The organism is Neobacillus niacini (assembly GCF_031457145.1).
In the GTDB taxonomy this organism is placed as follows: domain Bacteria; phylum Bacillota; class Bacilli; order Bacillales; family Cytobacillaceae; genus Neobacillus; species Neobacillus niacini_J.
In genome coordinates, this window is sequence record NZ_JAVDVZ010000001.1 from 149,413 (window position 1) to 171,564 (window position 22,152).

24 protein-coding genes are annotated in these 22,152 nt (G+C 39.4%); 15 read left to right on the forward strand and 9 right to left on the reverse strand.

Going from position 1 to position 22,152, the window contains the following annotated elements:
• Positions 1-46: 46 nt before the first annotated feature.
• Positions 47-1,324 carry a DNA polymerase IV gene (locus J2Y03_RS00785; protein WP_310189888.1) on the forward strand — a complete coding sequence of 426 codons (1,278 nt, stop codon included), beginning with the start codon at positions 47-49 and terminating at the stop codon, positions 1,322-1,324.
• A gap of 232 nt (positions 1,325-1,556) precedes the next feature.
• Here J2Y03_RS00785 and zwf read toward each other — a convergent pair whose 3' ends face one another.
• Positions 1,557-3,026, reverse strand: coding sequence for a glucose-6-phosphate dehydrogenase (gene zwf, locus J2Y03_RS00790; RefSeq protein WP_310191275.1), 1,470 nt, complete (start codon positions 3,024-3,026; stop codon positions 1,557-1,559).
• A gap of 200 nt (positions 3,027-3,226) precedes the next feature.
• Between zwf and rnz the strand changes: the two genes are divergently transcribed.
• Positions 3,227-4,150 carry a ribonuclease Z gene (rnz, locus tag J2Y03_RS00795; RefSeq protein ID WP_310189890.1) on the forward strand — a complete coding sequence of 308 codons (924 nt, stop codon included), beginning with the start codon at positions 3,227-3,229 and terminating at the stop codon, positions 4,148-4,150.
• Positions 4,151-4,286: 136 nt separating this feature from the next.
• Positions 4,287-4,421 carry a hypothetical protein gene (locus J2Y03_RS00800; protein ID WP_310189891.1) on the forward strand — a complete coding sequence of 45 codons (135 nt, stop codon included), beginning with the start codon at positions 4,287-4,289 and terminating at the stop codon, positions 4,419-4,421.
• Between the two features lie 391 nt (positions 4,422-4,812).
• Here J2Y03_RS00800 and J2Y03_RS00805 read toward each other — a convergent pair whose 3' ends face one another.
• Together J2Y03_RS00805 and proC are read right to left on the reverse strand one after the other, a co-directional pair.
• Positions 4,813-5,952 (reverse strand): glycosyltransferase family 2 protein, encoded by a 1,140-nt coding sequence (locus J2Y03_RS00805; RefSeq protein ID WP_310189893.1) that lies wholly within the window; start codon positions 5,950-5,952, stop codon positions 4,813-4,815.
• 58 nt (positions 5,953-6,010) lie between these two features.
• Positions 6,011-6,856 carry a pyrroline-5-carboxylate reductase gene (gene proC / locus J2Y03_RS00810; protein ID WP_132089879.1) on the reverse strand — a complete coding sequence of 282 codons (846 nt, stop codon included), beginning with the start codon at positions 6,854-6,856 and terminating at the stop codon, positions 6,011-6,013.
• A gap of 453 nt (positions 6,857-7,309) precedes the next feature.
• On the opposite strand from proC, the gene J2Y03_RS00815 reads away from it, so the two are divergent.
• Complete coding sequence (locus J2Y03_RS00815) at positions 7,310-8,272, forward strand: MBL fold metallo-hydrolase (RefSeq protein WP_310189895.1); 963 nt, start codon at positions 7,310-7,312, stop codon at positions 8,270-8,272.
• A 10-nt stretch (positions 8,273-8,282) separates the two neighbouring features.
• Complete coding sequence (locus J2Y03_RS00820) at positions 8,283-9,080, forward strand: SDR family NAD(P)-dependent oxidoreductase (protein WP_132089873.1); 798 nt, start codon at positions 8,283-8,285, stop codon at positions 9,078-9,080.
• Between the two features lie 35 nt (positions 9,081-9,115).
• Here J2Y03_RS00820 and J2Y03_RS00825 read toward each other — a convergent pair whose 3' ends face one another.
• Positions 9,116-9,310, reverse strand: a complete 195-nt coding sequence (locus J2Y03_RS00825; protein ID WP_132089870.1) for a YqzH family protein — start codon at positions 9,308-9,310, stop codon at positions 9,116-9,118.
• A gap of 179 nt (positions 9,311-9,489) precedes the next feature.
• On the opposite strand from J2Y03_RS00825, the gene J2Y03_RS00830 reads away from it, so the two are divergent.
• Both J2Y03_RS00830 and J2Y03_RS00835 read left to right on the forward strand, forming a co-directional pair.
• Positions 9,490-10,749, forward strand: coding sequence for a Y-family DNA polymerase (locus J2Y03_RS00830; RefSeq protein WP_310191278.1), 1,260 nt, complete (start codon positions 9,490-9,492; stop codon positions 10,747-10,749).
• Between the two features lie 17 nt (positions 10,750-10,766).
• On the forward strand, positions 10,767-11,102 hold the full coding sequence (locus tag J2Y03_RS00835; RefSeq protein ID WP_310189897.1) for a YolD-like family protein: 336 nt from the start codon (positions 10,767-10,769) through the stop codon (positions 11,100-11,102).
• Positions 11,103-11,154: 52 nt separating this feature from the next.
• On the opposite strand, the gene J2Y03_RS00840 is transcribed toward J2Y03_RS00835, so the two are convergent.
• The 3 genes from J2Y03_RS00840 to J2Y03_RS00850 all read right to left on the reverse strand — a co-directional run bounded on the left by J2Y03_RS00840 (position 11,155) and on the right by J2Y03_RS00850 (position 14,173).
• Positions 11,155-12,279, reverse strand: a complete 1,125-nt coding sequence (locus tag J2Y03_RS00840) for a cupin domain-containing protein (protein WP_310189899.1) — start codon at positions 12,277-12,279, stop codon at positions 11,155-11,157.
• Positions 12,280-12,358: 79 nt separating this feature from the next.
• Entirely contained in the window at positions 12,359-13,309 is a 951-nt protein-coding gene (locus J2Y03_RS00845; protein ID WP_310189900.1) for a fumarylacetoacetate hydrolase family protein, read from the reverse strand.
• Positions 13,310-13,411: 102 nt separating this feature from the next.
• Positions 13,412-14,173 (reverse strand): IclR family transcriptional regulator, encoded by a 762-nt coding sequence (locus tag J2Y03_RS00850; RefSeq protein WP_310189902.1) that lies wholly within the window; start codon positions 14,171-14,173, stop codon positions 13,412-13,414.
• Positions 14,174-14,353: 180 nt separating this feature from the next.
• On the opposite strand from J2Y03_RS00850, the gene J2Y03_RS00855 reads away from it, so the two are divergent.
• The 3 genes from J2Y03_RS00855 to J2Y03_RS00865 all read left to right on the forward strand — a co-directional run bounded on the left by J2Y03_RS00855 (position 14,354) and on the right by J2Y03_RS00865 (position 16,612).
• Complete coding sequence (locus J2Y03_RS00855; RefSeq protein ID WP_310189904.1) at positions 14,354-15,547, forward strand: FAD-dependent monooxygenase; 1,194 nt, start codon at positions 14,354-14,356, stop codon at positions 15,545-15,547.
• An 81-nt stretch (positions 15,548-15,628) separates the two neighbouring features.
• Complete coding sequence (locus J2Y03_RS00860; protein WP_310189906.1) at positions 15,629-16,123, forward strand: DinB family protein; 495 nt, start codon at positions 15,629-15,631, stop codon at positions 16,121-16,123.
• A gap of 156 nt (positions 16,124-16,279) precedes the next feature.
• Positions 16,280-16,612 (forward strand): iron-sulfur cluster biosynthesis family protein, encoded by a 333-nt coding sequence (locus J2Y03_RS00865; RefSeq protein ID WP_310189908.1) that lies wholly within the window; start codon positions 16,280-16,282, stop codon positions 16,610-16,612.
• Positions 16,613-16,748: 136 nt separating this feature from the next.
• Here J2Y03_RS00865 and J2Y03_RS00870 read toward each other — a convergent pair whose 3' ends face one another.
• Positions 16,749-17,660 carry an alpha/beta hydrolase gene (locus J2Y03_RS00870; protein ID WP_310189910.1) on the reverse strand — a complete coding sequence of 304 codons (912 nt, stop codon included), beginning with the start codon at positions 17,658-17,660 and terminating at the stop codon, positions 16,749-16,751.
• A 108-nt stretch (positions 17,661-17,768) separates the two neighbouring features.
• Positions 17,769-17,909 (reverse strand): hypothetical protein, encoded by a 141-nt coding sequence (locus J2Y03_RS00875; protein WP_165903065.1) that lies wholly within the window; start codon positions 17,907-17,909, stop codon positions 17,769-17,771.
• Positions 17,910-18,173: 264 nt separating this feature from the next.
• Here J2Y03_RS00875 and J2Y03_RS00880 point away from each other — a divergent pair, with 264 nt between their 5' ends.
• The 5 genes from J2Y03_RS00880 (at position 18,174) to J2Y03_RS00900 (ending at position 22,098) form a co-directional block, all read left to right on the forward strand.
• Positions 18,174-19,361 carry an acetyl-CoA C-acetyltransferase gene (locus J2Y03_RS00880; RefSeq protein ID WP_310189912.1) on the forward strand — a complete coding sequence of 396 codons (1,188 nt, stop codon included), beginning with the start codon at positions 18,174-18,176 and terminating at the stop codon, positions 19,359-19,361.
• A gap of 28 nt (positions 19,362-19,389) precedes the next feature.
• The gene (locus J2Y03_RS00885; protein ID WP_310189914.1) at positions 19,390-20,079 is read left to right on the forward strand and encodes a CoA transferase subunit A; all 690 of its coding nucleotides are present in this window, start codon (positions 19,390-19,392) and stop codon (positions 20,077-20,079) included.
• 23 nt (positions 20,080-20,102) lie between these two features.
• Positions 20,103-20,759, forward strand: a complete 657-nt coding sequence (locus J2Y03_RS00890) for a CoA transferase subunit B (RefSeq protein WP_310189915.1) — start codon at positions 20,103-20,105, stop codon at positions 20,757-20,759.
• Positions 20,760-20,852: 93 nt separating this feature from the next.
• On the forward strand, positions 20,853-21,107 hold the full coding sequence (locus J2Y03_RS00895) for a YqkE family protein (RefSeq protein WP_310189916.1): 255 nt from the start codon (positions 20,853-20,855) through the stop codon (positions 21,105-21,107).
• A gap of 91 nt (positions 21,108-21,198) precedes the next feature.
• Positions 21,199-22,098, forward strand: a complete 900-nt coding sequence (locus J2Y03_RS00900; RefSeq protein ID WP_310189917.1) for a LysR family transcriptional regulator — start codon at positions 21,199-21,201, stop codon at positions 22,096-22,098.
• Positions 22,099-22,152: the final 54 nt, after the last annotated feature.

Sequence of the window (22,152 nt, forward strand, 5' to 3'; positions counted from 1 at the left end):
CTCCTCTTTGCTATAATATAGGTACTTTTGTTTAGGAAGTGCGACCATGAAGGAAATGTATCCAAAAAAGGGAAGAGTCATACTACATGTAGATATGAATAGCTTTTATGCCTCTGTGGAGATGGCTTATGACCCTGAGCTTAAGGGCAAGCCACTTGCCGTTGCTGGAAACGTCGAGGAGCGACGGGGAATCATTATTACTTGCAGCTATGAAGCAAGAAAATTTGGTGTCAAGACGACTATGCCACTATGGGAAGCGAAGAAGCTCTGCCCGCAGTTAATTGTGAGGAAGCCCAATTTTGAGCGGTATCGGACTGCGTCGATTGCTATGTTTGAGATCCTGAGAAATTATTCTGAACTGGTGGAACCTGTATCGATTGATGAAGGGTATTTGGATATAACGGATTCTTATGAATTGGGCAGTCCAATCGAAATCGCTCAAAGTATTCAAAAAAGGGTCCTCGAACAACTGGATTTGCCGTGCAGCATTGGAATCGCGCCTAATAAATTTTTAGCAAAAACAGCTTCTGATATGAAAAAACCAATGGGAATTACAATCCTTCGCAAGCGGGATATCCCATCAGTGCTGTGGCCGTTAAATACGAATGAAATGCATGGTGTGGGTAAAAAAACAGCTGAGAAGCTAACGACCATTGGGATTCACACGATTGGGGAGTTAGCTGTTGGAAATGAGATACAACTGAAATCACTGCTTGGTATTAATGGTATTCGAATAAAGGAAAGGGCAAATGGAATCGATAATCGACCTGTAGACCCTGAGGCGGTTTCGGAGTTTAAAAGTATTGGGAATTCAACGACTTTGCCAAAAGATACGAGTAATCAACAAGAGTTGTATCGGGTATTGGAATCATTGGCTGAAACTGTTTCAGTAAGGCTTAAACGAAAAAATGTCCTTGCAACCACATTAGGGATCACAATCCGTTTTAAAGATCGAAAAACAATAACACGAAGTAAAAAACTTTCCAATCCCATTCAACATAAAGAAGACATCGCAACACTAGCAAAGCAGATTTTTCTCAAGCATTGGAATGGGAACCCTGTCCGATTGTTAGGCATTACAGGATATGATTTAGTGGAGCAAGAATTAGCTTTTAAGCAGCTTGATTTGTTTTCTTTTGAAAAAGATGCCAAAAAAGAGCCGTTACTTAAAACCCTTACTACTCTACGTGATAAATATGGGAAACATATCATTGAAAATGCCGGCACGCGAAAAGTGGACAATGCTGATAATGTGGGAACAGGAACTAGTTTTAATAAAGATTTTCTTCGCACCTTCCCGCAAAAAAATAAAGAAGAAGAGTAAAAGGCCCCGCTATTGTTGGAATAACAAAAGCGGAGCCTTTTTTTTATTTAGGCTGTTTCCGTAATACTTGCTGTTAAAATCTTAAAGCCGATTTTAACGTGGAAATAGTTATTTTGCGTTTATGAATTTAGCTTGCAGGATCTTTTCTTAATAAATTTATTCTATTTTCTGCAGAAACTTAAACAATCATAAAATTTTGTTCAAAAAGCAACAAAGTTTAAGAAAAGAGCCTCTATTTACAAATATCAACATCTAAAGCATTAACTGGCCACCAGAAGAAACCGTCTTCTTCTAATAGCTTATCTGCAGCCTCTGGACCCATTGATCCGGATGGATAGTTTGGATAGTATTTTGCCTTGTTTTTTTCCCATACTTCAGAAATATTATCTACAAACGCCCAAGAGTATGCAACCTCATCCCAGTGTGTAAAGTTCGTCGCATCTCCATGCATACAGTCATAAAGGAGTTTTTCATATCCTTCAGGGGTATTCATAGCGTGAATTCCTGTATTGGCAAAGCTTAGTTTAACTTCTTGGGCATCAAGATGGCCGCCAGCTTTTTTAGCATTAAGATGAAGCGTAATTCCTTCCTCTGGCTGGATATGAATCACAAGTAGATTCGGATTTAACAGTTTTTCAGGCTGATAATAAAGGTTCATCGGAATGTCTTTAAATTGAACAACGATTTTCGTTGATTTTGTTGCCATTCTTTTTCCGGTACGGATATAAAATGGAACTCCTGCCCAGCGGAAATTATCAATCATAATTTTTCCAGCTACGAATGTTTCTGTGTTTGATTCCTTATCCACCATTGTCTCGGCACGGTATTCAGGCACATGTTCATCCTCGACCATTCCGGCACCATATTGCCCCCGGACAAAATATTTATCTACCTTCTCACCCTTAATCATTCTTAATGAACGAAACACTCTTACTTTCTCAGAACGGACCTCATCTGTTGTTAACTTTATCGGTGGTTCCATTGCAAGCAGTGCTACCATCTGCATCATATGGTTTTGCACCATATCCCGAAGGGCTCCGCTTGTTTCATAATAACGGCCGCGTTCTTCTACTCCGAGTACTTCACTGGAGGTAATTTGAATATTGGAGATATAACGGTTATTCCATAAAGGTTCAAAAATGGCATTGGCAAAACGAATAACTTCAATATTCCTAACCATTTCTTTCCCTAAATAGTGATCAATTCGGTAAACCTCTTCCTCTGAAAAAGCAGTTCGAATTTGCTTATTCAACTCTTTTGCAGATTCTAAATTATGACCGAATGGTTTTTCAATTACAAGACGTTTGTACCCCTTAACATCTGTTAATCCATCAGATTTTAAATGTAAGGCAATTGGACCGAAAAATTCAGGTGCCATCGCAAGGTAAAAAATTCGATTTCCTTCTAACTCATATTGGTCATCAATCTGTTCTGCCAAATCTTTTAGAGCTAAATAAGAGCTGGAATCCGCTACATCATGTGACTGATAGTAGAAATGAGACACAAACTCATCGATTTTATCTTTCTTACCTAGAGCGTTTAAAACAGATTCCTTCACAGAATTTTGAAAATCTTCAGTTGATAATGGTCTCCTGGCTACACCAACGACCGCAAATTTATCTAACTTTCCTTTTTGAAACAAGCGGTAAAGGGAGGGAAAGAGCTTTCGAATAGCTAAATCTCCTGTTGCACCGAAAATCATGATTAATGATGTCATATTTCTTGATTGTTCCACTGTCATTACCTCTCCTTAATATGTATTCAATTTAGATTTAGCAAAAATCGACTGAAGCATGTATTGAAATCTAAATCCCTTTAAAAGAGAATACCACGGATATAGGGCATTTGTGCAAGTGATATGCTATATTATTTGTAACATTATACCGAAAAGGAGGAGTTGGGTTGGATATCCTTTTTTTAGGAACGGGTGCTGGTGTTCCTGCAAAGCTTCGCAATGTCACTTCAATTGCCTTAAAATTACTCGAAGAGCGCGGCGCGATTTGGTTATTTGACGCTGGTGAAGCAACCCAGCATCAAATCTTACATACATCCATAAAACCTCGCAGAATCGAGAAAGTTTTCGTCACTCATCTTCATGGCGATCATATCTATGGTATTCCTGGTTTATTAGCGAGTCGTTCTTTTCAAGGCGGTGAATCAGAAGTAATCGTCTACGGTCCAAAAGGTATAAAAGAATATATAACGATAAGTCTTTCTGTCAGCCAAACCTACTTAAAATATCCGTTAAAGATTATAGAAATTGATGAGGGAATTATTTTTGAAGATGAACAATTTCGTGTAGAAGCACGGCTGCTTCAGCACGGCATTCCCTCATATGGGTATCGCATTGTCGAAAAAGACAAACCTGGGACTCTTTTGGCTGATAAGCTTGTTGAAGCCGGAGTACAGCCGGGTCCTATCTTTCGAAAAATAAAAGAAGGTGAAAGTGTGACGCTTGAAAATGGCAGAGTCATCATCCCTGAAGATTACCTAGGTCCAGATCAAAAGGGACGGATTGTGACTATTCTTGGCGATACAAGATACTGCGATAATGCTATTTCATTGGCAAAGGACGCTGATTTGTTAATACATGAAGCCACTTTTTCAAAAGGGGAAGAGCAGCTTGCCTTTGATTATTTCCACTCGACCACTCACCAGGCCGCAGAAGTGGCTAGGCGCTCTGGCAGCAAGCAGCTCTGTCTAACCCATATTAGCTCACGTTACGATCGTCAGGAGTGGCGTGAACTCGTGATGGAAGCACAGGAAATCTTTACGAATACGGACATTGCCGAAGACTTTAAAGAAATAAACATACCGAGTAAATAAATGTATCTGTGGGATATTGTTTAGGACATACATTATGAGCCGGTCTTTACACCACTATCTATAGTGATTCAAACCTAATATGAATGAAGCTGCCGGTCACTATCGACCACCTTTAGTGACCGCAACCGGTCCAAAAATGAGTTTCGGGTCACGGCAAGCTGGAGTGACCGAACTCGATTCAGAAAAGAGTTTTGGGTCTATGCAGACCAGCTGGAGTGACCGAACTCGATTCAGAAAAGAGTTTTGGGTCAATGCAGACCAGCTGGAGTGACCGAACTCAATTCAGAAAAGAGTTTTGGGTCAATGCAGACCAGCTGGAGTGACCGAACCCGATTCAGAAAAGAGTTTTGGGTCAATGCAGACCAGCTGGAGTGACCGAACTCAATTCAGAAAAGAGTTTTGGGTCAATGCAGACCAGCTGGAGTGACCGAACCCGATTCAGAAAAGAGTTTTGGGTCAATGCAGACCAACTGGAGTGACCGAACTCAATTCAGAAAAGAGTTTTGGGTCAATGCAGACCAGCTGGAGTGACCGAACCCGATTCAGAAAAGAGTTTTGGGTCAATGCAGACCAGCTGGAGCGACCGAACCCATTACAGAAAAGAGTTTCGGGTCACTCCAGATTACTATTAGACCTAAAACTAACCCCCCAAAAATAACCCCCTACTCCTTTTCCCGTAACTCGCTTAACTTGTACAGTGTGCCTCTCCACATGATGCCGCCGCGTTTATAGGTTAGCCAGCTGGCACGGATGATTGAATAGATAAACAAGAGAGCAGTCACCGGTAACACTAGAAACATAGCAGGAGAGAAGATGGTCATTTTTTTAATGACCAGTACGTAGTGGATTCCACTTAAAAAAATGACTCCTAAGCTCAACATGGCGACAATTTTATCAGAAGAAAAAATCGTAATAAAGGGCAGGACATTGGTAATAAATACACCGAATACTGCAAAAAACACCATGCTTACCCGGTAATGTAATCCGGCAAATGTATTCTTTTCCAGCCCGACAAAAGCTTCCTGCAAACTTCCATACCATTCGACCTCAATCAGCCTAAGTGCCGTGACAATTCTTTGACGATAACCAGATTGTTTCATTCTCATTCCAAGCTGCAAGTCGTCGTCCGGTCGCATTTTTACCATTTCATGTGTTCCAAAGCTTTCATATGCTTTTTTCGTAACGAGATTAAAGGCGCCAATTCCAGTCCCAATTTTTGATTTTGGGTTATTGGCGGCCCAAGGTCGTTTAAAATAGGAAAATCCAAACATAAAAAAGGCAACAAATGATTTAAGCCAAAAGTTTTTTGCGCTCAAGTTTGGGGCAGCTGTTAAATGGTCTAGCTTATGCCTTTCAAAATAATGAAGCGCCTTGGCGAATGCCTGTTTTTCAAATTTTACATCAGCATCGGTAAATAAAATCCATTTCCCAGAGGCTTGAAGGAATCCTCTATATAAGGCGTTATTTTTTCCAAGCCAGCCTTCTGGTAATTCCTCAATATGAATAACGGAAACGCGCATATCTTCTTTTTTTAACTCTTCCATTATAAGCCCAGTGGCATCGGTTGATCGATCGTTGACGAGAATCCATTCAATATTTCTGTATGTTTGCTCTAACTGACTAAGGACACTGTCTTTAATTTGAATTTCTTCATTGCGGGCAGCAACAATGACCGATAACAAAGGTCCATTTTCTAAGCTTTCTTCAGCTTCTAAAGCGTCCATTTTTCGTAAACCTAGTAATCCGTCTAGGAGAAACACAATCCAGACAAGGATTCCCATAGAAAATAAAATGGTTAGCATTGCGTACACTTCCCAATTTTTTATAACTAGTTTAAATGAATAGAACTAAACATCCAAATTAGGTAGTTGGTTCTGTAACCTCTAGCTTTGAACGTAAGTCAGCTCCCATTTTTTTCGATTGTGCCGTTGCAGCTTTAATACAAGAAATAAACGCTTGTTGCACTCGATGTTCTTCAAGCACCTTGACCCCAGCCTCTGTGGTTCCCCCTGGGCTGGTAACATCCCTGCGTAATTGCTCAGTTGATTTTGTGGAGTTTTTCACCATTTCGGCAGCCCCAATTAAGGTTTGCACAATTAACTCACTTGCCATTTCCTTATTGAGCCCAACATCCACTGCACTTTTTTCCATGGCTTCAATAAGGTAATAAATATAAGCAGGTCCGCTGCCTGAAAGTCCTGTTACGGCGTCAAGCTGCTCCTCCTCGACAAAAGTAGTCAAGCCGACCGTTCCAAACAGGTTTTTCATTAATTCAATTTGTTCGGAGGTAACACGATTATTGACAGCAACTGCAGTGGCTGATTTCCCAACAGCTGCGGATGTATTCGGCATTGCTCTTACAATGGCAATGGGTAGTCTTGCCAATGTTTCCATGGTACTAATGGACACTCCAGCTAATACAGAAACGACCAGCATTTGTTCCGTTAAATATTCCCGAATAGATTGAATGGCTGTTGCAGCATCCTTTGGCTTCATGGATAGTATGACCATGTCTGCTCCTGCAAATAATTCGTTTAAATCATAGGTTGTACGGACACCATAAGTGTCGCTTAGCTTCTTTAATTTCTCGGCATTTGAATGATTGGTAACCCAAACATTTTTTCTATCCATTAATTTATTCTCAAGAATCCCTGAAATTAATGCCTCTGCCATCGAACCTGCACCGATAAACACTAGTTTTTTCAAAAATAATAGCCTCCTCAAAATATCTTAATAAACACAAAAAGACCCTCATCCAAAAAAGGACGAAAGGTCTATCTTATCTTCCGCGGTACCACCTTCATTTACCCTGCTAACAAATAATAGTCAGGGTTCACTCGACTCCGATAACGCCGGATTTACGTTAGGTTTTCCTAAGTGCTCGTAAGGTAGGTTCAATGATAAAGAGGGCTGCGAAGCCTTACAGCCGGTGGACTTCACTCTCTTTCGCCATTTTTCATTTACTGGTCTCAGTCATTGCAATTTACGAATCAAATTTTACTAGTGATTATGCTTGATATACACCCTGTCTGTCAAGGGATAAAATTGCAGAATTTTTTATTTATTTGAATCAATTATGCAGAAATAATGACAATGAGCAAGAAAATCGCTACACTTTACCTTATATATAATTGTCAAAAAATGATAGGAGTTTTTTGAATGAGCGAATGGAAAGACGGTATTACAAAAATAAACTTGCCGACTCCTTTTGCGGTCGGGGATGTTAATGTCTATTTAATTAAAGGAGAGCGTTTGACACTTGTCGATTGTGGTGTGAAGACAAAAGAGTCATGGGTGGCATTCAAGAAGCAGCTGGCTGATTTACACTTAACACCGGATGATATTGAACAGGTAATTATTACCCATCATCATGTTGATCATGTTGGAATGCTGGATTTTTTATCAGATAACATCGAGGTATATGGTCACTCTCTAAATGAAAGATGGATCAATCCAACGGATGCATTTTTTGAAGAACAAGAGAAATTTTTTGGTGCACAATTTCTTGACTATGGTTTACCACAAGAACTTTTTCCATCTCGTTCCATGTTAAGGCATACACTGAAGTATTCCTGTAATCGCTCCTTGACGGGAGAGCTGAGTGAAGGGATGAATCCGCCTGGACTAAGTGAGTGGACGGTCATTGAGACCCCTGGTCATGCCCAGAGTCAAATTGCTCTTTTTCGAGAAAAAGACGGGGTACTCATTGGAGGCGATTTAATTCTTGCACATATTTCACCCAACCCATTCCTTGAGACGCCAGCGCCTGGTGAAAAAGAAAGACCGAAGCCTCAGCTGCAGCATAATCACTCGATGAAGAAACTATTGTCTTATCCAATTCAGTTTGTCTACACAGGTCACGGGGATGAAGTTTTTCAACTAAAAGAGTTGATTGAAAAAAGGCTGATTCACCAACATGAAAGGGCGATGAAGGTCAATAATTGGCTTAAAGAAGATCAGCAAACCGTATTTGCACTTTGCAAACGTCTTTTTCCGTCCGCATACAAGCGTGAATTAATGCTGACACTATCGGAAACAGTAGGGCAGCTTGACTATTTAGCCTCTATCGGTGAGATTATTAGTATTAAGGATAATCACCCTGTCCTTTATCAAGCTAGATGAGGTGTAATATATGGCGAGAGAACAACTTAAAGGTAAAAATATTGTTATTACCGGTGCCTCCGGGGGAATAGGTGCTGAAATTGCCAAGCTTTGTGGAGCGAGTGGTGCTAATCTTGTCCTCATCGCACGCAGCATTGAAAAGCTGAATCAGCTGCAAACGGAATTGCAGCAGAAGCATCAAGTAAGGGTAGATGTCTATCAATTAGATGTCTCTGATACGGATAAAGTAAAGGAAGTTTTCAACAAGATTTTGGAAAAAATTGACCATATTGATATTCTTGTGAATAATGCGGGATTCGGTGTTTTCCGTGAAGCCCATGAAGCAACAATGACTGAAATCAAAGGGATGTTCGATGTCAATGTTGTTGGGCTGATGGCGTGTACTAGCATGGTTCTGCCCAAAATGCGCGAACGCCGCTTTGGACATATTATAAACATCGCCTCCCAGGCAGGGAAAATCGCTACGCCAAAATCGAGTGTTTACTCTGCTACCAAGCATGCCGTTCTTGGCTACACCAATTCTCTCCGGATGGAGCTTAGTGATTACAATGTGTGGGTGACATCTGTGAATCCTGGACCGATTGCAACGAACTTTTTTAACATCGCCGATGAAAAAGGCACGTATGTTAAAAATGTTAAAAGATATATGCTGCAGCCAGAATATGTGGCAAAGAAAGTCGTTGACAGCATGCTGACGAAAACGAGGGAGATCAACCTGCCGCGCTGGATGAATATGGGCAGCGTCGTATATGTTCTCTTTCCAAGACTTTTTGAACGGATTGGGAAAAAGGCGTTTAACAAAAAATAAAACCGCGATTTGCGGTTTTTTTTGATTTGAAGTGATTATCCTGTTAAAAATTCATATACCGTATCATTTACAGCCTCGTATAAATCTACAGCGGGTTGTTCTACTTTTATTTGAATAATCTTATCCGCTAGTTCCTCTAAATCTTTACTGTTCATTGGCAGGGAATCCACTTCGGAATAATATTGTTTAAAACAATTCTTTATCATTTTGATGATCAATTTTTTCTCCATTTACCTGCACCTCACTCATAATTATACCGCTTTTTCCTCCAATAGCCATTTAAGAAAATAACCAAAACCATGAAATCTGTCAAAAAATTTCCATTGAAAGCGAACGTATATTCGTTTAAGATGTGTATATAATATAAAGAACGGATGTTCGATAATTTGAGGTGAAGGAAGGAAAAGCCATGATTGATTACAGCACGTTACCGCACAATCAAATTTTATGCGTAGACATGAAGAGCTTTTATGCAAGCTGTTCTGCTGTCATGCTTGGTCTTGATCCCTTGACTTGCTATTTAGCTGTGGCCGGTAACAAAGAACGGAATGGAAGTGTTGTGCTTGCCGCTTCACCGCGTTTGAAGAAAGAATTTGGAATTAAAACAGGTTCCAGGCTATTTGAGATTCCTGATGATCCCCGCATTCAAGTAGTCGAGCCGAAAATGGCCACTTATTTGCGTATTTCTACTGAAATTACCCGCGTGTTTAATCGTTATGTACCAAAGGAAGCCATCCACACGTACAGCGTTGATGAAAGTTTTATTAAGGTGGATGGAGCACTTCATTTGTGGGGGGATGCCTTTACGATTGCAGCAAAAATAAAGAATGATATTGAACGTGAGTTCCAGCTTCCCTGTGCGGTTGGAATCGGTCCTAATATGTTACTGTCGAAGCTTTGCCTTGATCTTGAAGCAAAGAAGCATGGAATTGCCGAATGGATGTACGAGGACGTCCAGACAAAGCTTTGGAACGTATCACCGCTGAGAGAAATGTGGGGAATTGGCAGGCGTGTTGAAAAAACATTAAATGGGATGGGCATTTTCACGGTTGGTCAGCTTGCGCGCTATGATTTAGAAGCGCTGGAAAAGAAATTTGGAATTATGGGCAATCAGCTTTACCATCATGCTTGGGGAGTAGACCTTTCAGACTTGGGAGCCCCCCTGATTGAGGGGCAAATAAGCTTTGGAAAAAGCCAAATTCTTTTAAGAGATTATAAAGAGGAAGAAGACATAAAGCATGTGATTTTAGAAATGTGTGAAGAAGTTGCCCGGAGAGCGCGATCTCGCCGTAAAGCCGGCAGGACGATTAGCCTTAGCATTGGCTACAGCCAAGATGAACTGGGTGGGGGCTTTCATCGCTCAAGAACGATTAAGCAGCCAACAAATGTAACCATGGAACTATACCGTGTCTGTCTCGAATTATTTCACGAACATTATACAGGAAAGACGGTAAGGCAAATTGCGATCAGCATCGGAAATATCGTCGATGACCGTGAGTTTCAGCTCGATCTTTTTGACATGGGTGCGGTAAAGCGACGGGAGCTTGGCTATGTGGTTGATTCTGTCCGCAGACGTTTTGGCTCAGGTTCCCTATTACGGGCTGTTTCCTATACAGCTGCTGGAACCGCCAAGCATCGGGCCACGCTTGTTGGAGGTCATAAAAGGTAAGGGAGGGACTAGAGAAGATGATTCGTGACCGAGGAAGGATTAAATGGGTTTCGATGATGCTTCCTGAACACATCAATTTGCTCAGGGATTGGGTAAAGGAAGATCAGTATGAAGAGCAAAAAGAAATGGATGAACAGCAGCTCGAAGTCATGAATGCGACCTTATCTGAAGCAATCGAATTCGATCAATTCGTTACCATTACTCATTATCGAAATCGTAATTATGAAATCGTCATTGGAAAAATTCATTATTGGGATGAAATGGTGCTAAAGCTTCATATCGTCGATCACTTTGAAGAAGTACACCGTATCCCGATTGCAGCCATTGCGGATATCAGGATTACAGATATGTAAATATTCAACAAGAGCGGACCCTAATCGGAGCCGCTCTTGTTTGGGTATTCAATTAACGGAAGTCCGCTTTAAATTCACCAGTAATTTTTTGGTGGCCGTTATTTTCATCGAACGATTGCTCTTGTTCTAGGTCGAAACGGTTCATAATTGGTAAATCATTTACTGAGAATAGGTAAGAGTCTTCTGATGCAGAGTGTTCATACCAAGCCCAGTTTGGAACAACGAAGTAATCTCCTTTTTTCCAATCGAAGCGAATGCCATTAATGACTGTGTGACCTGAACCTTTGTGTACTTGGTAAACAGTTGAGTGTGTATGGCGTAATGCCTTTGTTTTGAAACCATGTGGCAAATGCTGCATTCTGGTGCCAAGCGTCGGGTTAGCGGATTTACCTGTAGATGGGTTAATGTACTCTACAGCATATCCGTGATGTGGATCTGGATCGAATTCCATCAGTCCTTTAATTCCTTCTACCGTGCGGTCCCATTTATAATTCGCAAGTGGTGCAACTGTGAATTTATCATCACCAACAGGACGAACCATGCCGCCGCGATAACGTCTCTCTGAAAAATTATCTGGAATATCTGGCTGCTGTAAACCATCTTCATAAGGTTCAAAGAATGTACCGCCAATTGCGTAAATAGTAGGAATATCTAAGGCATCCATCCAATACATAGGCTCTGTCCCTAAATGTGCATGCCCATGCCATAAATTCTTTGGAGTAATTAAAAAGTCGCCTTCTTCCATGAAAATACGCTCACCCTGTACGATTGTGTATGCACCTGAACCTTCAGAAATGAAGCGCAATGCACTTTGTGAGTGACGGTGAGATGGCGCTTTTTCACCAGGCAATAACATTTGAACAGCGGCATAAATCGTTTGAGTAGTAGATCCCCATCCCCAAGGTTCACGATAAGTTAAGCCAGGATTTTGGAAATAGATCGCACGACGTTCACCACCGCGTTCTGGTGTGAAGATTTGAGCTGCTTCAGCCATTTTCTTTTTAATTAATTCATCGCTCCAAAGATAAGCTTGAGCTTGAGGCTTTGGCGTTTTGTGCATAATTGTAGGAATTGCTTCCCAAAGAGGTCCTAAGTTGTATTGTTGAATATCTTTTGTGTAATCGGTTACAATTGAGCTCTTCATAAACTCTTGAACTTCTGGATTTACTTCAGCCATTTCTCATTCTCCTTTATTATTCATTTTTATAGAGAAAAGGGGAGCAGCGTATGCTGCTTGACCCCTTGCAAAATCCTAATTAAACAGTGGCTAAGACTTCAGTTGCCTTTACTTTATTTTCAAGGGCACCAATTTGGTCGATTTCAATACGAACGACGTCTCCATCTTTTAAGAATTGCTGAGGATTCATCGCAACTCCAACACCCCCAGGAGTTCCTGTTAATACAACATCTCCTGGCTCTAATGTCATTAAATTGGATAAGAAAGATACTAATTTTTGAACAGAGAATACTAGATTTGCAGTATTTGTTTTTTGACGTACTTCACCATTTACTTTAAGTACAACATCTAAGCCGGATGGATTTTGTAATTCATCGGAAGTTACTAAATATGGTCCCATTGGTGCACTGCCATCCACTGTTTTTCCTTGTAGCCATTGAAGTGTGCGTCGTTGAATATCACGATATGTTACATCGTTTGTAATGGTATAACCTGCTACATAGTCTAATGCATCTTCTTCGGAAACATTGCGAGCTTGTTTGCCAACAACAAAAGTAAACTCTGCTTCATAGTCAAGCTGGTCAGAAATTGGATAGTGTGGAATATCGTCCTCTGGTCCTAAGATTGTATTTGCGAATTTCGCAAAAATAACTGGGTTCGATGGGATTTCTCGACCCATTTCTAAAATGTGTTCACGGTAGTTGTGACCAACACAAATAATTTTGCCGGGCTTTTGAACAGGCGCTCCTACCTTAACTTCCTCGCGATTGTAAATGACTTTTTTATCAAAGCTTTCAGGATTAGCTAAAATGAAATCGATTGCATTTTGGGCGAGAATCAGCGATTCTTTACCACCTTGGTATAACTCGTCTGTATTTTCTGGCACATATGCTTTTGCGATTGCTTCGAATCGGTATTTTCCTTCTGTTTTTAACTGTGCTTGGAAGGCATAGTTTAAGTCGATTACTTGGTTGTCAACGATTGCCCCTGCACGTGTATGCCCAGCGACAGTATAATTAATAAGTTTCATGATTGTCCTCCTAATACTCACTATTTGTGAAACTAGTTCACTATTTATAAAAAATATTAAAAGAAATCGAGAGAATTGTCAATATTATTTGTTTTCAGAAATTTACTTTCTAAAACCAAAATACTCTGAAATTTCCTTTGCGACAATGAGAACATATTGTCCAGTCAGATGGTCCGCTGATTTTGGTACTGTCTCAGTAATACCAACGATGGTAATGGCACCCATTAGTTCATGGTTGAAATTTAATATAGGGACACTAAAAGAAGAGACATGCTTTATTAGAGGTTCCGTTTTTGATGCAAAAAACACTCCTCTTGTCTTTTCTTTTTCACCTTGAAATTCCTGTAATTCACTTTCATTGAACTTCGATAATTCTTTTTCTTCCCATTCTTTCATAAGGATGTCTTTCTCAAAAGCAGAAAAAACAACGCCAGTAGAGGAGGAGAGCGGTAAGTGTGTCCCCATTTGTGCACCAATATTTATTCCATAATCAGCACTTAAAATATATGAAATGAGTGGACCCTTTTTAGTAGGTACAGCCAAAAGTACTGTTAGGTTCGTTTTCTCAGTAATCTTTTTGAAATAGGGAATAACCACTTCTATTAAAGAAGATTGACCTAAAGCAACATTTCCTAACTGTACTAATTTATGTCCAAGCGTATACGCGTTTGTATGAGGATTACGATAGATTAATCCAAATTGGGATAGTGTAGACAAATATTTATATAAATTACTTTTTGTCATTGAAGTTAGGTTTTGAATATCAGTAAACTTTAGAGGTTCTTTTTCCATTGCTAAGATTTCTAATATGTTTAACCCAATTTGTAATGATTGAATACCGATCGTTTTCGTTTCAGTTGTCATAATGCTCACCCCATTTTCGATTGATTTTGGATAGTAGTAGAAAAAATGATTAATAGAAATTTCTAAATTTTTAAAAGTTTTTGTTGACGAATTGATAAAAAATGATTTAAAGTTTTCTTATCAGGTAACAAAGTTCTCTATTTGTGGAAGATAATAACTCAATCGAAGGGGAAATGTCAAATGACTAATGTAAGCGACATCATTATAGTAGGCGGAGGAATTGGCGGTTTAGCAGCAGCATTATCAATTCAAGAAACAGGTAAATCAGTAGCAGTTTTTGAGCAAGCACCTGAATTTGGTGAAGTAGGTGCAGGAATTCAGTTAGCACCAAATGCGTTAGAAGTTTTAGACCGTTTAGGTGTAAAGGAAGAAATCTTAAAGCATGCGGTAATACCAAAACGTCTGGTACTAAAAGATGTATATACAGCAAAAGAATTAGCAACTCTTGATTTAGGGGAAGGTTTCCAAAAAGAATTCGGCCAGCCCTATATCGTATTGCATCGCTCTGACTTACACAGAGTTCTTTATGAAGCATGTCAAAAAAGCAGTAATATCAAATTCTTTACAAACCAAATGATTCAAACGGCAGAACAAAATAGTGATACTGTAACAATTGTTAACCAAAATGGTGAAACGTTTAGTGCAGAAGCAGTTATTGGTGCGGATGGGGTAAAATCAAACATGCGTAAGCAGCTAGTTGATGATAACCCAGTAAACTCTGCGTATGTAGCTTACCGTGGAACAATTCCAATAGAAGAAGTGTCTACTAACGCAAACTTAGACTTAGATGATGTCATCATGTGGATTGGACCAAACCTGCACATGGTACAATATCCAGTTCGTCGCGGAGAGCTTTATAACCAAGTAGTAGTATTTAAATCCTATGATGCTACTGTAGAAGACTGGGGAACTCCAGAAGAAATGGCACGTCGTTTTGAGAATTGTCATCCAAAGGTTGAAAACGCTTTAACTTACATTAACCGTCAATTCCGTTGGCAAATGTATGATCGTGAACCAATCGACAATTGGACAAATGGCAACATTACGCTATTAGGAGATTCTGGTCATGCAATGCTTCAATATTTAGCTCAAGGCGGCGTTCAGGCTCTCGAGGATGCATTTGTATTAGGTGAGAAATTGAAAGAACATACTTCTTACGAAGAAGCATTTAAAGCGTACCAAGATATTCGAATCCCACGTTCTGCAATGGTACAAGGATCAGCACGCAGATGGGGCGAAATTATTCATGCGGAGGATCCAACTGCACTTGCACTTCGTAACTTTATTTTCGAACAACACAAACCAACTGATTACAATGTTGTTGATTTCCTATATGGCTATTTCAATAAAAATTACCAACGTGTAGATTGCTAGTTTACAAAAAAACGCGTTAGAGCTAACTCTAACGCATTTTTTTAATTTATATATGGATGAATTAAAGGAGGAAGTAATTTTATGGCAACAGCAGTACTGAATGAAAAATTGGAAACTTTTAAAAAGAGTATAGATGATATTGTATCGGTATTGAAAAATACTGAAGAGGCAACACTTTATGTGAAACCGTCTGAAACAGAATGGTCAGCAATGCAAATTGTTTCTCATATTTTAGAGGCTGTAGAATTTTGGGTTGCTGATTTGGAAGCGTTGTTAGTTGTTCCAGGTGCAAAATGGGGACGTAATCATGAACATGTACGTCGTTTAGCTGCAGTAGAGGAAAACGTTGTATCTCGAATTAAGAAAGAGGATGCCATCACTGCGCTACAAAACTTAGTCCCGAAAGTAGAGTCAGGCCTTGTAAAAGTGAAAGAAGAGGATTTAGTAAAAACAGCTCCAAGTTATAATCCAAACTTTGACGGAAAACCATTATCTTTTTTAGTCGACCATTTAATCGTTAAGCACGTGACTGGACATTACGGGCAACTCGTTCGTCATTTAGAAAAAGTTCAATAAGTTGAAAAAAATATATTACTCAGAAAAAGGACTCCCATAGAGGAAGTCCTTTTCTGATGGCATTAATCCTCCTTTAGCGCAAGCAAGCAAAAACAATAGCTGCTGCAAAAAGTTATGTTACAATCAGCGTATGTCATCTAGTGGGGAGATTTAAACATGGAGATTATGATAACAACGGCAGCAGCTGAGAAACTTAATGAGCGAATAAATGGCCGTGAAGGTTATTTAGAGCTAAAATACGATACAGAAGATTGCGGATGTGCGGTAAACGGTGTGATTGCCTTGTGGTTTGTACCGGAACTTGATGCAGACGATATTACATTCGAAACAAACGATCGAAACGTTTATATGGAAAAATCAAAAATGGTTTTCTTTGATGAAAAGATGACGATTGATTTTTCAAATGCAAGTAATACCTTTCAACTAAAAAGCCCACAGCAAATCTTAAACGGATACATGAGTTTTGTTGTAAAAGAAAAAGCAGACTGACCACTTGGGCAGTCTGCTTTTTTCGGAACGCAGATATATTTCATTTAACGCAGAAAATTCGAATTTATGCAGATATAATCGATTTAACGCAGATATATTCAAATTATCGCAGATAAATAGAAATACCAACGTGAGTTTAAGCTTTTTCAACGTATTTTGACAAAAAATTATCTAGGACACTGCGATACTCTTCAGGATTTTCATTAAATGACTGGGCGTGGCGGCCATTTGTAGCGAGATAAAGCATTTTTGGACCTTGTTTTTTCTTATATAATTCCTTCGTCATGCTTGGAAGGATAAAATCATCGTTCTCGCTGTGAATAAATAGAATGGGATGTTTAATATGTTCAATAACAGATATAGGTGAGACGTGACGGATTGAATATTTTTCACGAAGGCGCAAAATAAAATCAGCAATCGGAATTAATAGTGTCGGTATCATTTTGTATTCTTTTTTTAGCTGATAAGAAAGCTGCTCTTTCAAGTCGGAAAACGGACAGTCGGCAATATAAAAATCTGCGCCATCCTCAAGCATACCAGCGTACAAGAGCATCGTAGCCGCCCCCATTGATTCACCATGGATACCGAGTGTAAGAGTCGGTCCCTTCTCGTTTTTTAACCAATCAATAACAGCCTTTAAATCAAATTTTTCATAGTGGCCAAAGCTGGTTGTCTTTCCCCCGGACTCCCCGTGGCGGCGATGGTCATAAATGATTGTATTAAATCCGCGCTCTAAAAAAAGATTCATATATTTTATTGAATTAATTTTTGTTTCCGTTACACCATGAGAAATAATAACATAACGATTTGACTCGTGCGGCTCTGCAAGCAAAGCTTTGATCGGATAGCCGAAAGGGGATTCAATGGTAACCTCCCGCTTTGGAAGAGATTCGAACTGTTCGGGGTTAAATCTGCCCGCTTCCTTTTCCCGTTGAACAATAAATTGCTCATCCTTCTTTTTCATATACATAAGCCGATTTGTAAAATAAAAACCTAAAGAAAATGTAAACAAGAATGAAATTAAAAGAGCTCGCAACGCCTTTCTCACAAGTACACCTCCAAAAGGTCCTCGGGTAGTCATTATTTGGTAATGCTGGCTTTAATTTTAACATAGGAAAAGCCGCTAACTCCATTTAGCGGCTTAACGAAAAAATAATTATTGCTCAGCATTCTGTCTCTTAGTAGGATGAATTGCTTTTTCTATTTCCTCGGCAGAAATCATTCGCTTTCCTGTACCTGCAGATTCGGCGTAATCCTTACCTTTTTGGCTGTGACCTTTATCGCGTTTTTGGCTCATAATCGTCAGACTCCCTTCGAAGTGGTTTACTTTAATAAGGTGCTTATAAGAGAGCATGATTATTCATGTGAAAAAACTATATCGTTTGGACAGGAAGCTAAATGTTTTTAGGATAATTAAACATTTTTTTCCCTCGTGCGTTTATTGTAGAGTGTTGCAATTTTAATAAAAAGAATAATAAAAATTTTGACAAAATAGGAGGAATTTCTATGTTCGAGGTCGAATTAGTATAAGGTAAAAATTATTTAATAGGAGTGTTAGAAAATGACTCAAACAGAAGTAGTAATAGTAAGCGCTGTGCGTACTGCACTAGGGAATTTTAGCGGAAGTTTAAAAAATGTACCGGCTACAGAATTAGGAGCAACAGTTATCAAAGGAGCACTCGAACAAGCAGGTATTAAGCCAGAACAAGTGGATGAAGTTATTTTAGGAAACGTTTTGCAGGCAGGTCTTGGACAAAATCCAGCCAGACAGGCTGCTATCGCTGCTGGAATTCCTGAAAGTGTTTCCTCATTGACAATCAATAAAGTCTGCGGCTCAGGATTAAAGGCTGTACACCTGGCAACTCAAGCAATTTTAGCAGGAGATGCTGAGATTGTTGTTGCTGGAGGAATGGAGAACATGAACCAAGCTCCTTACATATTAAAAAATGCCCGTGATGGTTTTAAAATGGGTGATCAAAAATTAATAGATACTATGACTAGTGACGGATTGACATGTGTTTTTAATCAATATCATATGGGAATTACAGCTGAAAACTTGGCAGATAAATATTCCATTACCAGAGAAGAGCAGGACCAATTTTCAGCATGGAGTCAGGAAAAGGCTGTTAAGGCGATTGAAGAAGGTAAATTTAAAGATGAGATTGTGCCTGTTGTCATTCCACAGCGCAAAGGTGATCCAATTGTTTTTGATACAGATGAATATCCAAAAAAAGGGTCAACAGCAGAAAAACTCGCAGGATTACGTCCAGCATTCAAAAAAGATGGCAGCGTAACAGCAGGTAATGCATCCGGAATCAATGATGGAGCTGCAGTTTTAGTTGTGATGAGCAGGAAAAAGGCAGACGAATTAGGGATTAAACCTTTAGTAACAATTAAAGGGAATGCAAGTGCTGGTGTTGATCCAAGCATCATGGGAATTGGTCCAGTTCCAGCGGTGAAAAAGGTTCTGGAAAAAACCTCTATTTCTATGGAAGAGATTGAGTTAATTGAAGCGAATGAGGCATTTGCTGCCCAAGCACTGGCAGTTGACCGTGAACTTCATTTTAATAAAGAAATCTTAAATGTTAATGGCGGTGCGATTGCGCTAGGTCACCCAATCGGCGCAAGCGGTGCTAGAATTCTAGTTACGCTGATTCATGAAATGAAACGTAGAAACGCGCAAAAAGGATTGGCAACTCTTTGTATTGGCGGCGGTCAAGGGGTAGCAACGATCGTTGAGTTAGCATAAACCTTACAATGAGGGGAGAACGAACACAATGAAGAAAATTAGTACATCCTTCCAAGAGGCTGTCGCTGATATTCAAGATGGAGCGACGTTGATGGTTGGCGGTTTCGGTTTGTGTGGCATTCCTGAAAATCTGATTTTAGCCTTGGTTGATAAGGGTGTAAAGGATTTAACCGTTATATCGAATAACTGTGGAATCGATGATTGGGGTCTTGGGCCACTCTTGAAAAATAAACAGATTAAAAAAATGATAGGTTCCTATGTGGGAGAGAATAAAGAGTTTGAAAGACAGGTTTTAGCAGGCGAGCTGGAAGTAGAATTGACACCACAAGGTACATTAGCGGAAAAAATAAGAGCTGGTGGAGCTGGGATTCCCGCTTTTTATACTCCTGCAGGGGTAGGAACTCCGATTGCGGATGGCAAAGATACAAAGGTCTTTAATGGCAGAGAGTATCTACTAGAAGAAGCATTGACTGCTGATTTTAGCCTTGTTAGGGCATGGAAGGGAGACAAGATGGGAAATCTTGTTTACCACAAAACAGCACGGAACTTTAACCCGATGATTGCTACAGCTGGTAAAGTAACGATTGCTGAAGTAGAGACACTCTGTGAAATCGGGGAACTCGACCCGAATTTTATCCATACTCCGAGCGTTTACGTTCAGATGATTATAGAAGGTAAGCAGGAAAAACGGATTGAAAGAATGACAGTTAGGAAATAGATTGGTGCAGGGAGTGAGAGTCAATGGTCTCTGTTAGAGAGAGAATTGCAATTAGGGCAGAGAAAGAAATCGAAGACGGTTTTTATGTAAACTTAGGTATTGGTATGCCGACACTAGTTGCTAATTATATATCTGAAAATAAACAGGTTGTTCTTCAATCGGAAAATGGGCTGCTTGGAATTGGTCCTTATCCAACGGAGGAAGAAGTAGATCCTGATTTAATCAATGCCGGAAAAGAAACGGTTACAGCGATTAGCGGGGCATCTTATTTTGATAGTGCTGAATCCTTCGCGATGATTCGCGGGGGACACATCAACGTGGCTATCCTTGGAGGCATGGAGGTTTCTGAAAATGGGGACCTGGCAAACTGGATGATTCCAGGGAAAATGATTAAAGGGATGGGCGGAGCTATGGATCTCGTCCATGGAGCTCAGAAAATCATTGTCATCATGGAGCATGTGAACAAGCGCGGCGAATCAAAAATTTTAAAACAATGCACTCTTCCATTAACAGGAAAAAGTGTCGTTCATCGAATTATCACTGAACGTGCTGTAATGGATGTAACCGAGGCAGGGTTAAAGCTTGTTGAAGTTGCTAAAGGCTATACTGTCGAGGATGTAATAAACTCAACAGAGGCTTCATTAACAGTGAACGATAACGTAGTTCTAGAAGCATATTAATAGAAGGTATGGCAGGCTGATCAGCAGAACAGCCTGCTTTTTCTATTAAAAATGCTATAATACATATGAAATGATGTTTATGGGGGATTTAGGATGAAAAAGAAATCGAAACAAAAAAATCAATCTAAACCAAAAAAAGAAGATGCAGCGGTTACGCTTAAAGATATGATTAATCCGGAATTAATTAAGCAGCTGAAAGAACAACAGGATCAGCTCAAGGCAGCAGAGGAGCGAAAAAAAGAAGAGGTAGAGCAGCGTAAACGCGAAGAACGCCGTTTAAAAGAAAAGAATAAATCATTTGAGGAGCTGCTGAACGAAAGCGGGATGAACTGGAAGGAGTTTAAATAGAAAATGCAAGATAAAATGCCTATCGAATTGCAGGATAATTTGATAGGTATTTATTGTTGGTATAAATTGTCTATTGAGGGGGTTTTTTGCAATGAGTTTGTCTATTTATAATTTAAAAGTACTAAGAATGGTTTACGAATCTGAGAGTATAAAAGCTGTTGCCGAAAAAATGTTTGTTTCACAGTCTGCTGTAAGTCATCAGTTAAGAGTTATGGAAGAATACTTAGGTGTGGAATTATTTGAGAGGAAAGGTCGAAATACTATCCCTACAAAAGCAGGTCACATGGTTTATGGATTTGTTGTCAACATTTTAGATGAATTTGATAAATTACATACTTCTGTACAAGATATAAAGAAGTCTAAGACAGGAGAAATAAACATAGCAGGAAGCATTAATTTAGGAACATATCTGCTGCCTTCCATTGTAAGTCGTTTTAAAGAGGATTATCCACTTGTTCATCTTAATCTTCATGTCTATGGCAGCTCAGAAGTTTTGAAAATTACGGCAAATGGTAATATTGATTTTTGCATCGTACCAGTTAAAGTAGAATCAGAACATTTAATCTATGAACATATAAGATCAGAAGAAATAGTCTTAACCATTTCGCCAAATGCAAGAGAAGATTTAACACCAAAGATCATGAAGGATTTAGAATCTCTCCCGTTTGTCTGCGCTCCTAAAGACACTCAATTTAGAAAAACCATAGATTCTGCACTTGAATCTTACGGAATTATTCGTTCAAACATTGTGATGGAGGTAGGACATCCTGAAGGGACCAAACAGGCTGTTCGAGCTGGACTAGGATTAGGAATGAACTTCCGTTTTGTAGTTCAAGAGGAAATTGAAATGGGATTATTAGAAGAAATAAGGATTGATGGACTTAGACTCTATGGTGATATATATCTAGCATATAGACCACATAAATATTTTTTACCTATTGAAAAAAAATTAATTAACTTTATAAAAAATGAACTAACATTAATAGAATAAGTATATTATGAAAAATAAACATGAGAAAAACCTCAAGTATTGATAATTTTATTG

What these genes read in the sequence shown, in the direction of transcription:
- J2Y03_RS00835 (WP_310189897.1), top strand. Translation starts at nt 10,767, where the DNA reads ATGATTCGTGACCGAGGAAGGATTAAATGGGTTTCGATGATGCTTCCT.
- J2Y03_RS00815 (WP_310189895.1), top strand. Translation starts at nt 7,310, where the DNA reads ATGAGCGAATGGAAAGACGGTATTACAAAAATAAACTTGCCGACTCCT.
- J2Y03_RS00880 (WP_310189912.1), top strand. Translation starts at nt 18,174, where the DNA reads ATGACTCAAACAGAAGTAGTAATAGTAAGCGCTGTGCGTACTGCACTA.
- J2Y03_RS00860 (WP_310189906.1), top strand. Translation starts at nt 15,629, where the DNA reads ATGGCAACAGCAGTACTGAATGAAAAATTGGAAACTTTTAAAAAGAGT.
- J2Y03_RS00890 (WP_310189915.1), top strand. Translation starts at nt 20,103, where the DNA reads ATGGTCTCTGTTAGAGAGAGAATTGCAATTAGGGCAGAGAAAGAAATC.
- J2Y03_RS00785 (WP_310189888.1), top strand. Translation starts at nt 47, where the DNA reads ATGAAGGAAATGTATCCAAAAAAGGGAAGAGTCATACTACATGTAGAT.
- J2Y03_RS00875 (WP_165903065.1), bottom strand. Translation starts at nt 17,909, where the DNA reads ATGAGCCAAAAACGCGATAAAGGTCACAGCCAAAAAGGTAAGGATTAC.
- J2Y03_RS00895 (WP_310189916.1), top strand. Translation starts at nt 20,853, where the DNA reads ATGAAAAAGAAATCGAAACAAAAAAATCAATCTAAACCAAAAAAAGAA.
- J2Y03_RS00830 (WP_310191278.1), top strand. Translation starts at nt 9,490, where the DNA reads ATGATTGATTACAGCACGTTACCGCACAATCAAATTTTATGCGTAGAC.
- zwf (WP_310191275.1), bottom strand. Translation starts at nt 3,026, where the DNA reads ATGATTTTCGGTGCAACAGGAGATTTAGCTATTCGAAAGCTCTTTCCC.
- J2Y03_RS00865 (WP_310189908.1), top strand. Translation starts at nt 16,280, where the DNA reads ATGGAGATTATGATAACAACGGCAGCAGCTGAGAAACTTAATGAGCGA.
- J2Y03_RS00840 (WP_310189899.1), bottom strand. Translation starts at nt 12,279, where the DNA reads ATGGCTGAAGTAAATCCAGAAGTTCAAGAGTTTATGAAGAGCTCAATT.
- J2Y03_RS00800 (WP_310189891.1), top strand. Translation starts at nt 4,287, where the DNA reads ATGAGTTTCGGGTCACGGCAAGCTGGAGTGACCGAACTCGATTCAGAA.
- J2Y03_RS00820 (WP_132089873.1), top strand. Translation starts at nt 8,283, where the DNA reads ATGGCGAGAGAACAACTTAAAGGTAAAAATATTGTTATTACCGGTGCC.
- J2Y03_RS00825 (WP_132089870.1), bottom strand. Translation starts at nt 9,310, where the DNA reads ATGGAGAAAAAATTGATCATCAAAATGATAAAGAATTGTTTTAAACAA.
- J2Y03_RS00885 (WP_310189914.1), top strand. Translation starts at nt 19,390, where the DNA reads ATGAAGAAAATTAGTACATCCTTCCAAGAGGCTGTCGCTGATATTCAA.
- J2Y03_RS00845 (WP_310189900.1), bottom strand. Translation starts at nt 13,309, where the DNA reads ATGAAACTTATTAATTATACTGTCGCTGGGCATACACGTGCAGGGGCA.
- J2Y03_RS00900 (WP_310189917.1), top strand. Translation starts at nt 21,199, where the DNA reads ATGAGTTTGTCTATTTATAATTTAAAAGTACTAAGAATGGTTTACGAA.
- J2Y03_RS00850 (WP_310189902.1), bottom strand. Translation starts at nt 14,173, where the DNA reads ATGACAACTGAAACGAAAACGATCGGTATTCAATCATTACAAATTGGG.
- J2Y03_RS00855 (WP_310189904.1), top strand. Translation starts at nt 14,354, where the DNA reads ATGACTAATGTAAGCGACATCATTATAGTAGGCGGAGGAATTGGCGGT.
- J2Y03_RS00805 (WP_310189893.1), bottom strand. Translation starts at nt 5,952, where the DNA reads ATGCTAACCATTTTATTTTCTATGGGAATCCTTGTCTGGATTGTGTTT.